At 70.1% G+C, this 10,985-nt stretch carries 8 protein-coding genes and 1 pseudogene; 1 reads left to right on the forward strand and 8 read right to left on the reverse strand.

What is annotated here, in order from left to right:
* Positions 1-94 precede the first annotated feature (94 nt).
* From FKV25_RS09120 to FKV25_RS09155, 8 genes and pseudogenes are all read right to left on the reverse strand, one after another.
* Positions 95-1,333, reverse strand: a complete 1,239-nt coding sequence (locus tag FKV25_RS09120) for a D-alanyl-D-alanine carboxypeptidase family protein (RefSeq protein ID WP_141518488.1) — start codon at positions 1,331-1,333, stop codon at positions 95-97.
* Positions 1,334-1,414: 81 nt separating this feature from the next.
* Positions 1,415-2,671 carry a septal ring lytic transglycosylase RlpA family protein gene (locus tag FKV25_RS09125; protein ID WP_170218598.1) on the reverse strand — a complete coding sequence of 419 codons (1,257 nt, stop codon included), beginning with the start codon at positions 2,669-2,671 and terminating at the stop codon, positions 1,415-1,417.
* Positions 2,668-3,849 carry a lytic murein transglycosylase B gene (mltB, locus tag FKV25_RS09130; protein ID WP_141518489.1) on the reverse strand — a complete coding sequence of 394 codons (1,182 nt, stop codon included), beginning with the start codon at positions 3,847-3,849 and terminating at the stop codon, positions 2,668-2,670. The genes FKV25_RS09125 and mltB overlap by 4 nt, the downstream gene beginning before the upstream one ends.
* A gap of 97 nt (positions 3,850-3,946) precedes the next feature.
* On the reverse strand, positions 3,947-5,059 hold the full coding sequence (rodA, locus tag FKV25_RS09135; protein ID WP_141518490.1) for a rod shape-determining protein RodA: 1,113 nt from the start codon (positions 5,057-5,059) through the stop codon (positions 3,947-3,949).
* Between the two features lie 71 nt (positions 5,060-5,130).
* Positions 5,131-6,963 (reverse strand): annotated as a pseudogene (mrdA, locus tag FKV25_RS09140) (penicillin-binding protein 2); the annotation flags it as partial.
* A 4-nt stretch (positions 6,964-6,967) separates the two neighbouring features.
* Positions 6,968-7,453 carry a rod shape-determining protein MreD gene (gene mreD / locus FKV25_RS09145; RefSeq protein ID WP_141518492.1) on the reverse strand — a complete coding sequence of 162 codons (486 nt, stop codon included), beginning with the start codon at positions 7,451-7,453 and terminating at the stop codon, positions 6,968-6,970.
* The gene (gene mreC, locus FKV25_RS09150; protein WP_141518493.1) at positions 7,450-8,457 is read right to left on the reverse strand and encodes a rod shape-determining protein MreC; all 1,008 of its coding nucleotides are present in this window, start codon (positions 8,455-8,457) and stop codon (positions 7,450-7,452) included. The genes mreD and mreC overlap by 4 nt, the downstream gene beginning before the upstream one ends.
* Before the next feature lie 163 nt (positions 8,458-8,620).
* Positions 8,621-9,667 carry a rod shape-determining protein gene (locus tag FKV25_RS09155; RefSeq protein WP_141518494.1) on the reverse strand — a complete coding sequence of 349 codons (1,047 nt, stop codon included), beginning with the start codon at positions 9,665-9,667 and terminating at the stop codon, positions 8,621-8,623.
* A gap of 294 nt (positions 9,668-9,961) precedes the next feature.
* Here FKV25_RS09155 and FKV25_RS09160 point away from each other — a divergent pair, with 294 nt between their 5' ends.
* A complete protein-coding gene (locus FKV25_RS09160; RefSeq protein ID WP_141518495.1) occupies positions 9,962-10,894 on the forward strand; it encodes a carbohydrate kinase family protein in 933 nt (310 codons plus the stop codon).
* The last annotated feature ends 91 nt before the right edge of the window (positions 10,895-10,985 follow it).

The raw sequence follows: 10,985 nt of genomic DNA on the forward strand, positions 1-10,985 counted from the left end.
GCTCGCAAGCGCGGCGAATGAATTTCAGGCACCCGGCCTGATCGAGGGCGATCAGGCGTTCGTAGCCGCGCGAGCCAATGGCTCGCAAGCGCGGCTACTCACCCCACCACATCCAGAACTCGTCCCAGAGGCGCTTGAAGAAGCCGGCCTGCTCGACACCCTCGATCGCCACCAGCGGACGCTGGGCGATGACCTTGTCGTCGAGCATGACCTTGACGGTACCGATCGCCTGGCCCTTGGCGATGGGCGCCACCAGGGTGCGCGGCACGTCCATCATCGGCTTGAGCTGCTCGTAACGACCGCGCGGCACGGTCACCAGCAGCGGTTCGGCGACGCCCAGCTTGACCTCCTCGGCCTGGCCCTTCCAGACCTTCTGGCTCGCCACGGCCTGGGCCGTGTCGTAGAGCTTGTGGGTCTCGTAGAAACGGAACCCCCAGTTCAGCAGCGCCTGGCTGTCGCTGGCGCGCTTGGCCTCGGAGGTCGAGCCCATGACCACCGAAATCAGGCGCTGGTCGCCGCGCTTGGCCGAGGCCATCAAGCAGTAGCCGGCGGCCGAGGTGTGGCCGGTCTTGATGCCGTCGACGCTGTTGTCGCGCCACAGCAGCAGGTTGCGGTTGGGCTGGGTGATCGGTCCGACCGTGAACTCCTTGATGCTGTTGTAGGAGTAGGCGGTGGGGAAGTCGTTGATCAAGGCCCGCCCGAGCAGGGCCAGGTCATGGGCGCTGGTCAGGTGGCCCTCGTCCGGCAGGCCGGTGGCGTTGGCGAAGTGGCTGTTCTTCATGCCGATGCGCTGGGCGTACTGGTTCATCAAGGTGGCGAACGCCTCCTCGGTGCCCGCGACGTGCTCGGCCAGTGCGATCGCGGCGTCGTTGCCGGACTGCACCACCATGCCCTTCTCCATCTCCAGCAACGGCGCGGTCTTGTTGACCTCGAAGCCGGAATAGCTGCCATCGGTGCCCGCCCCGCCCTTGCGCCAGGCGTTCTCGGTCATCATCACCTGGTCGGTGGCCTTGACCTTGCCGCCGGCCATCTCGGCCGCGATGACATAGCTGGTCATGACCTTGGTGATGCTGGCCGGCTCGAGCTGCTGGTCGATGTTGTGACCGGCGAGCACGTTGCCGCTGGCCGCATCCATCAGCACCCAGGCGGTCCCGGTCACCTCCGGCGCGGGCGGCACCGGCAGCGCATCGCTGGCGGGCGCCTGCGCCGTGCCCGGGGTCGCCGGGACCGGCGTGGCCGGCTGCGGTTGCGGCGACTGGGCGAACGCCAGGCTGATCGCGACGGTGGTCAGCGCGGTGAGTGCGGTCGCTTTGGCTACAGCGGGGATCTTCATCGGTTCAACAACTCCGGGGGGCCGGCATCACGGCCCGGGTCTGGGCAAGGGAAAGGGTGGGCGCGCGATCCATCGTCGCGGTCAGTCGCGCACGGGCTGGGGCTGTCCAAAGCCCAGACCGACGAGACGGGCGGCGAGTTCCGGAGCCGCGGTTTCGGCCAGCGGCCCGACGCGGAGGCGCCAGACCTGCTTGCCGTTGGCCTGCGCATCGAGCACCTGGGCCTGGTCGATCCCGGCCTGCCGGAGCACGCCCAGGGCGCGGTCGGCATTGGCACGGGCGGAAAAGCTGGCCACCTGCAGGGTGACGCCGTCCACGGCGCTGGCGGGCGTGCCCTGCACCGCGACGACGGCCGCGGCAGTGGCGGGATTCGGCGGCGCTTGCGTGACGGCGGTGGACGGCGGAGACGCCAGCGGCCGCCCGGGGCGACCGGTGGCAACGCGCACCTGGCGCGATTTCATCCACGCGTCGAACTCCTCCGCGCTCATCGCGCGGCCGTCCTGGCGCATGTCGAAGCGGTGTTCGGCGCCACTGCCGGTCGAGAGGGCGACCGGTGCCGCGGCCGCGGCCGGGATCGCCGCGCCGGCCGGCGTGTCGGGAATGCTGGCGACCAGGCGGTCCATCGCGCTCGGCGGCGCGGGCACCGTCGGCGGGGGGGCGGCCGCCAGGACCGGTGCGGCGTCCTCGCCGGGGGTCAGCGCGCGCACTTCCACGCGCCCGGTGCCCTTTTGCACGATGTCGAGCTTGACCGCCGCCGCGTAGCTGAGGTCGATCACCCGGCCTTCGTGGAACGGACCGCGGTCGTTGACACGGACGACCACCGACCTGCCGTTGTCGAGGTTGGTCACGCGCGCGAAGCTGGGCAACGGCAGCGTCTTGTGCGCGGCGGTGAAGGCGTACATGTCGTACACCTCCATGTTGGACGTCCGGCGTCCATGGAACTTCTGTCCGTAGTAGGACGCACGGCCCTGCTCGACGTACCCGTCGGGATCGTCGAGCACGCGGTACTGCTTCCCCAGTACGGTGTAGGTCGGGCGGTTGCCGACGGTGGAACGGGGTTCAGCCACCACCTCCGGCTCGGGAATGGCGTCGACGTCGGGGACGTAGTCCGGGGTGCTGTCGGCGACCCCGGGCTTGTACAGGCCGCCGGCGGTGTAGTGGCCCCGCGTGCTGGGGTCTTCCTGCGCCGGGGCGTAGGGCGAGACCTTGCGGCCGCTGCGCTCGGGCGCGTGGCCCGCCGCGGCGGCTGGCTGCGCGCCGGGGGCGGTTTCCGGCTTCTTCGGCGCACCCGCGCAGGCGGCCAGGCCCAGGATCATCGCGGCCGCGAGCGCGTGCCTCATGCCCCGGAGGGCTCCACGGGCGGGGGCGTCTCGATCGCGGCCAGGGGATTCTCGCGGCCGGCGATCGCCTCCGACAGCTGGTAGACCGCCATCGCGTAGTGCTTGGAGATGTTGTAGCGGGTGATCGCGTAGAAGTTGCGGAAGCCCAGCCAGTATTCCTTGCCGCCGACGCCGTCCAGGTTCAGCGGCACCGCGTGTTCTTCGGCCGGCACCGGGGTGGCCGGGTGGTAGCCGTGCCGGGCGAGGTCGGCCTGGCTGTACACGGGGTCCAGGGCCTCGGGCTCGAAGTCCGGCACGCCGGGGTCGCGGGTGGCGCGCACCGCGACCGGGCCGCCGCGCTCCCAGCCGCCCTTCTGCACGAAGTAGTTGGCGATCGAGGCGAAGACGTCGTCGGTGCTGTTGAACAGGTCGCGCTTGCCGTCGCCATTGCCGTCGACGGCGTATTCGCGGTAGCTGGAGGGCATGAACTGGCCCCAGCCCATCGCGCCGGCATAGCTGCCGGTGAGGGTGGTGATGTCCAAGCCTGTTTCCTTGCCGAGCGCGAAGAGCTGCGCCAGTTCGCCGCGGAAGAAGGTTTCGCGGCGGTTCTCGCGCTCGATCTTGTCGGGCAGGTTGGTGCGCGGGTAGAAGAACGCCAAGGTGTAGAGCGCGTCCAGTACCGGGTAGCTGCCGGTGTTGCGCCCGTAGCTGGTCTCCACGCCGATGATCGAGACGATGATCTCCGGCGGGACGCCGTAACGCGCCTCGACCCGGGCCAGTTCGTCCCGGTGCGCGGCGAGGAAGGCCTGGCCGCCGTCGATGCGCGCCTGGCTGATGAAGATCGGGCGATAGTCGCTCCAGGGCTTGGCTTCGGCCGGCCGCGACATCGCCTTGACGATGCTGTCGCGCTTCTCGGCGCCGGCCAGGACCGAGGCGATGTACGCCTTGTCGATGCCGTACTCGCGCGCGGTGTCCTCGATGAAGCGGGCACGGGCCTGCTCCAGCGGGAGGCGCTCCTGCGCTTCGGGCAGCGCCGGGGTGCCGGGCGTGGGCGCAAGCGTCTTGGCGGGGGCCGGGGGCGCGGGGACGACCGGCGCGGCGGGAGTTTCCTGGGCCGGCGGCGCCGCCTGCGTCGCGCAGGCCGCCACCAGGACGGTGAGTGCGCACGCGAGTGCGGCTTGGACGGGTCGGGAGCTCATCGCGGCGAGGTTAACACGGGCGGTTTGCGCCCAGAACGCCCCCCGCCGGCACCCGCCTTGCCGAGTCAGGTTACGTTGTCGTTCATGAGCGCGGGCCTCAGCGCGCGTGCACCGGCTTGTGGACCCGCACGGCCATCACCACGCCCAGCCCGGCGAGCAGGGAAACCGCCGAGGTGCCGCCATAGCTGAGCAGGGGCATGGGCACGCCGACCACGGGCAGCAGGCCGGCGATCATGCCGCCGTTGACGATCACGTACACGCAGAACGCCAGGCCCAGGGCGCCGGCCAGCAGCCGCGAATAGCCGTCGCGCGCGTCCGCCGCGATCCACAGGCAGCGGCCGACGACGAACAGGTAAAGCGCCAGCACGACCGCCACGCCGACCCAGCCGAACTCCTCGCTGAGCACGGCGAAGATGAAGTCGGTGGTGTGCTCCGGGATGTAGTTCAGGTGGGACTGGCTGCCCTGCCCCCAGCCCTTGCCGTGCAGGCCGCCGGCGCCGATGGCGATCTTCGACTGGATGATGTTCCAGCCCGCGCCCAGTGGATCGGACTCCGGATTCAGGAAGGTCAGGATGCGGTCCTTCTGGTAGGGCTTGAGCAACCAGAACCAGGCCATCGGCGCCACCGCGGCGATGCCGGCCAGGGCCATCCCGAACCACCACCAGGGCAGCCCCGCCAGGTACAGCGCGAACGCGCCGCTGGTCGCCACCAGCATCGCGGTGCCGAAATCTGGCTGCAGCAGGATCAGGCCGGTCGGCACGCCGATGATGGCCGCCGACACCAGCACGCTGTCCAGGCGCGGCGGCAGCGGCCGGTTGTTGAGGTACCAGGCGACCATCATCGGCAGGCTCAGCTTGAGCAGCTCGGCCGGCTGGAAATAGAACACGCCCAGGTTGATCCAGTGCGAACCGTGCCTGCCGGTACCGATCACCAGCACCGCCAGGAGCGGTACCAGCGAGGCGCCGAACACCAGCGGCGTCCAGTTGCGCAGCTGCGACGGCGAGACGCGCGACAATGCCCACAGCGCGACCAGGCCCACCGCGAAACGGCTGCCCTGCGCCAGCACCAGGTGCATGGACTGGCCACCGGCGCTGTACAGCACGGCCAGGCCGATGCCCATCAGCGCCAGCAGCGCGCCCAGCAACGGCCAGTCCAGGGTGCGGGTCATCCGCATCGCCAGGTCGAACAGCCAGCGCAGGATCTCGCCCATCAGCGTGCCTCCGGCGGCGCGCTGGCGACCGGCGTGGGCGGCACCGCATCGGTGGCCTCCCCCTCCGGCACGGGCGGGGTGCCCAGCAACCAGGCATCGAGCACCTTGCGGGCGATCGGCGCGGCGGTGCTGCCGCCGTAGCCGCCACCCTCGACCGCCACCGCGACCGCGATGGTGGGGTTCTCGGCGGGTGCGAAACCCACGAACAACGAGCGGTGGCGCAGGTGCAGCGGCAGGCTTCGCGGGTTGACGGCGGCATTGTCGCGGCGGCTGGCGACCTGGGCCGTGCCGGTCTTGCCCGCCATCGAGTACGGCGCGTCGCTGGCGATGCGCCAGGCGGTGCCGCCGGGCTGCATGGTCTGGACCATGCCCTCGCGCACCACCTGCAGGTTCGCGGGGTTGGGGCTGATCGGTACGCCCGGCGGCTGCGGCAGGGGCGTCCATGGGGCATCGAAGCCGACCCGCTGGTCCTTCACCAGGTGCGGCCGGCGCAGGTCGCCGTCGGCGATCCCGGCGATGCCGCGGACGAGCTGCAGCGGCGTCACCTTCCAGTCGCCCTGGCCGATGCTGATGTTGACCGTGTCGCCCGGATACCAGCGCTCGCGCCGGGTCTTCATCTTGTAGGCCGGCGACGGCAGGATGCCGTCGATCTCGCCGACCAGGTCGACGCCGGTGGGATGGCCGAAGCCGTAACGGCCCATGTAGTCGTCGAAGCGCTCGATGCCCATGTCCAGCGCCAGCTGGTAGTAGTACGTGTTCACCGACTCGGCGATCGACTTGCGCAGGTCGGTCCAGCCGTGGCCACCGCGGTGCGAGTCGCCCCAGCCGCGGCTGACGCCCGGCAGGTAGAACATGCCGGTGGACATCACCCGGTCCTCGGGCCGGCGCACGCCGCTGTCCAGCCCGGCCAGTGCGATCAGCGGCTTGAGGGTCGAGCCCGGCGCGACGCCACCGAGCACGAGCCGGTTGAACAGGGGGCGCGAGGGGTTCTCGGTAAGCGTGCGGTAGTCCTTGTGGGAAATGCCGTTGACGAACAGGTTGGTGTCGTAGCCCGGCAGGCTGATCATCGCCAGGATCTCGCCGGTCCGCGGGTCCATCGCCACCGCCGCGCCCTCGTACTCGCCGAAGGCATCGACCATGGCCCGCTGCAGGTCGAGGTCGACGCTCAGCCGCAGGTCGGTCCCGGGCACCGCCGGCACGCGCCCGACGACGCCCATCGGGCGTCCGGCGACATTGGTCTCGACCTGCTCGTAGCCGACCTTGCCCCGCAAGGCATCCTCGTAGGCGCGCTCCAGCCCGGTCTTGCCGATGTGGGTCAGCGCGCGGCTGGCTTCGTCGAGGGTGGCGAGGTCGTCCTCGTCGACGCGACCGACGTAACCGATGATGTGCGAGAACAGCTCTCCGTGGGAGTAGCGCCGGTTCAGGTAGGACACCAGTTCCACGCCCGGATAGCGCCAGCGGTCGACCGCGAAGCGCGCCGCCTCGTCCTCGGTGACCCGCAGCTTGAGGATGATCGGGCGGAAGCCGCGGGTGACCCGGCGCTTGTCCTCGAACTCGGCGAGCTCTTCGGCGGTCAGCTCGAAGATCTCCGCCAGGCCCGGCAGCCAGTCCTCGGTGGGGCCGGCCTCCTCGGGCGTCACTTCGACCCGGAACGCCGGCACGTTGTCGGCGAGGATCCGGCCCTTGCGGTCGTAGATCACGCCGCGCGCGGGCACGACCGGGCGCAGTTTGATCCGGTTCGCTTCCGAGCGGGTCACGTACTCGTCGTGCTCGAGCACCTGCAGGCGGAAATACCAGGCCGCGAGTACCCCGAGCGCGACCAGCACGCCCAGGAACGCCAGCACCGCCCGGCGCCGGAACTGGTCGGCCTCGGCGGCGGCGTTCTTGATGACGCGTCTGCGCATCGCCTCAGCGCCTCCGCCAGCCACCCTGGCGCGCGGCATCGAGCACGAGGTTCAAGGGCACCCACAACAGCATGCCCACCAGCGGGGCGAACCAGATCGCCCGCGGCGCCGGCGGTAGCTGCAGGGCGCCGTGCAGCACGGCCACGAGGATGCGGTCGTTGAGTAGCAGACCGCCGATCGCCAGGGCCTGCTGCGACATCGGGAAGAAGCGCAGGCGTGCGCGGAAGCGCTGCAGGATGTAGGCCATCACCACCAGGCGCAGCGCCTGTTCACCGAGCAGGCCGCCGAAGCTGAGGTCGCCGAGCAGACCGACGACGAAGGCGAAGCCCAGGCCGCGATGATCGGGATCCTCGATCACCCAATAGGCGACCACGAGGGCAAGCCAGTACGGGCGGTACGGCTGCAGCGCCGGGGTCAACGGCAACAGGCCGAAGACAAGGGCCAGCAGCACGCTCACCGGCATCACCCAGGCATGGCGGTTACGGCTCATCGGCGGTCCTCCGAAGGCGTCGCGGCATTCGCGGGGTCCGGGGACGGGACATCGCCGGTCGTGCCCGCCGCGGCATCGGTCGTCGCATCGGCGCCTCCGGCTGCGCCATCGGCGCCCGCCTGGTCGCTCTCCGCGCCGGGATCGGGCGCGGGACGGGGCGGCGGCGCGACGGCACGCACCAGCAGCACGTTGCGACCGCGATCGAGCTGGGCAGCGGGCTTGACGTCACCCACCAGGAACGCGCGGCTGTCGTCGGGCTGCAGGCGGGTGATCGTGCCCACCACGAAGCCCGCCGGGAAGCGCCCGCCCAGGCCCGAGGACACGACGTTGTCGCCCACCTTGATGTCGCTGGACATGGGAATGCTCTGAAGCGCCAGCCGATCGCTCTGTCCGGTGCCGTAGGCCACCAGGCGCACCCCGTTGCGCGAGACGGTGACCGGCAACGCATGCGAGGCATCGGTCAGCAACAGGACGGTCGAATGCATGGGCGTGGTCTCGATGACCTGCCCCATCAGGCCGCCGGCATCGATCACGCTCTGGCCGACATGGACCCCGTCGCCGCTACCGGCATCGACGACCAGGCGCTGCCGCGTGGGGTCGAGGTCGATGTCGAGGATGGGCGCCAGCTGCACGTCGAGACCGCCCTGCTCGGCGGCGCCCATCAACTCGCGCAGGCGCACGTTCTCGGCCGACACCGCCTGCAGCCGCGCCAGGCGGGCGTTGTTCACCAGCGCCTCGTTGCGCAGGCGCGCATTCTCGGCGGTGAGGCGGGTCAGGGTGCCGGCATCGGACTGGACCTTGTCGGCCAGCTGCCCGGGCCATCCGGCGACCATCCACAGCGGCTGCACCAGCACGGTCGCCTGGTCGCGGGCGCGATCGAGCCAGCCCCCGCGATGGTCGAGCACGATCAGCACCAGGGCGATGGCCAGGTACGCCAGCAACCTCAGCGTGCCGGCGACGTCGCCGGAGCGATGGGGCGGATTGGGGCCGGCGTATGAGGGCACTGCTAGGGGCCGAAGGGAAGGATGCGGATCGCGGGAAGCGCCCGCGGCGGACGGGCGCTGGATGTACGGGAATCGAGGGGGATGTCGAAGCCGAGGGCGCCGACCGGGCCGGGCGCGCCGTCACCCCGTCGCCCGCGTCCCCTGCCGATCCCCCCGTGCGCCATCACTCCGGCGCGAAGAACTCGTTGCCGTGCATGTCGACCAGCTCCAGCGCGCGGCCACCGCCACGGGCGACGCAGGTCAGCGGATCGTCGGCGACCTGCACGTGCAGGCCGGTCTCTTCGCTGATCAGCTTGTCCAGGTCGCGCAGCAGGGCACCACCACCGGTCAGCACGATGCCGCGCTCGGCGACGTCGGCGCACAGCTCCGGCGGGGTCTGCTCCAGGGCCAGGCGGATCGCGGCGACGATGCCCGACAGCGGCTCGCGCAGCGCCTCGAGCACCTCGTTGGCATTGAGGGTGACCATCTTCGGCACGCCCTCGGCCAGGTTGCGGCCCGAGACCTCCATGGTGCGGGCGTCTTCCTGCGGGCAGGCGCAGCCGATCTCCAGCTTGATGCGCTCGGCGGTGGCCTCGCCGATCAGGGTGCCGTAGGTACGGCGCACGTAGTTGATGATGGCCTCGTCGAAGCGGTCGCCGCCGATGCGGGCCGACGCCGAGTAGACGATGCCATTGAGCGAGATCACCGCGACCTCCGAGGTGCCGCCGCCGATGTCGACGACCATCGAGCCACGCGCCTCGGTGACCGGCATGCCGGCGCCGATCGCGGCCGCCATGGGCTCCTCGATCAGGTAGACGTCGCGCGCGCCGGCCTCCTCGGCCGATTCCTTGATCGCGCGCCGCTCCACGTTGGTCGACCCGCAGGGCACGCAGACCAGCACCCGCGGGCTCGGCCGCAGGAAGCGCGACTTGTGCACCTTGCGGATGAAATGCTTGAGCATTTCCTCGGTATAGGTGAAGTCGGCGATGACGCCGTCCTTCATCGGCCGGATGGTGCTGATGTTGCCCGGGGTGCGGCCCAGCATCTGCTTGGCCTCCGCGCCCACCGCCGCGACCGACCGGCTGCCGCCCATCATCCGGTCCTGGCGCACCGCCACCACCGAGGGCTCGTTGAGCACGATGCCTTGGCCGCGGACATAGATCAGGGTATTGGCCGTGCCCAGGTCAATGGACAGGTCGTTGGAGAACATGCCGCGAAACTTCTTGAACATCGGGGAACAGGCCGTCTACTAAAGGGGGGCGGGGACAGACCGGTTAGCCTACCTGCCGCATGGGGGGCGGGCAAGGAAAAAACCGCTCCAGATCGCGGTTTTCCGCGGTTTCTGACGATCCGGTCGCCCCAGCCCGCCCCGCCGTTCCCGCCGTGCTGGCCGCCCCGGGCGCTGGCCCCGCGGAGCCCCAGCCGGTAGGCTTCCCCGGTTTGCAGGCGGCGCCGCTGGCGCCGACGCCCCTGACCGCCCTCCGGAACCGGCGCCCCGGCGCCCGCCAGCCCTCCAGGTACCTCCATGTCCGCTCTGATCTGTGGTTCGCTCGCCTACGACACCATCATGGTGTTCCCCGACCAGTTCAAGAACCACATCCTGCCGGACAAGGTGCACATCCTGAACGTGTCGTTCCTGGTCCCGCGCATGCGCCGCGAGTTCGGCGGTTGCGCCGGCAACATCGCCTACAACCTCAAGCTGCTGGGCGGCGACCCGATCCCGATGGCCACCGTCGGCCAGGATTTCGCGCCCTACCGCGAATGGTTCGAGGAGCAGGAGATCCGCCTGGACCAGGTCAAGGTGATCGACGAGCTGTTCACCCCGCAGGCCTTCATCACCACCGACCACGACAACAACCAGATCACCGCCTTCCATCCGGGCGCGATGATGCGCAGCTACGAGAACCACGTGAAGGACGTCGCCGGCGTCACCTTCGGCATCGTCAGCCCGGACGGCCGCGAGGGGATGCTGCAGAACGCGCGCGAGTTCGCCGAGGGCGGCATCCCCTTCATCTTCGACCCGGGCCAGGCGATGCCGCTGTTCAATGGCGCGGAGCTGCGCGAGTTCATCGAGCAGGCCGACTACGTCACCGTCAACGACTACGAGTCCAACCTGCTGCAGGAGCGCACCGGCTGGGACGAAGCGGCGATCACCTCGCGGGTGAAGGCCTACATCGTCACCCAGGGCCCGAAGGGCGCGCTGATCCACACGCCCGAACAGGTCTACAGCGTGCCGCCGGCGCACGAACGCCGCGTGACCGACCCCACCGGCTGCGGCGACGCGTTCCGTGCCGGCCTGATCTTCGGCATCGACAAGGGCTACGACTGGATGACCATCGGCCGCATCGGCAACCTGATGGGCGCGCTCAAGGTCGAGCACCCCGGCACCCAGAACCAGCGCTTCGACTACGACGAGTTCGCCGAACAGTTCCGCCAGCAGTTCGGGTATGCGTTGTGATTGGTGATTGGTGATTGGTGATTGGTGATTGGTGATTGGTGATTGGTGATTGGTGATTGGTGATTGGTGATTGGTGATTGGTGATTGGTGA

This window comes from Marilutibacter aestuarii (assembly GCF_006546775.1).
GTDB lineage: Bacteria > Pseudomonadota > Gammaproteobacteria > Xanthomonadales > Xanthomonadaceae > Marilutibacter > Marilutibacter aestuarii.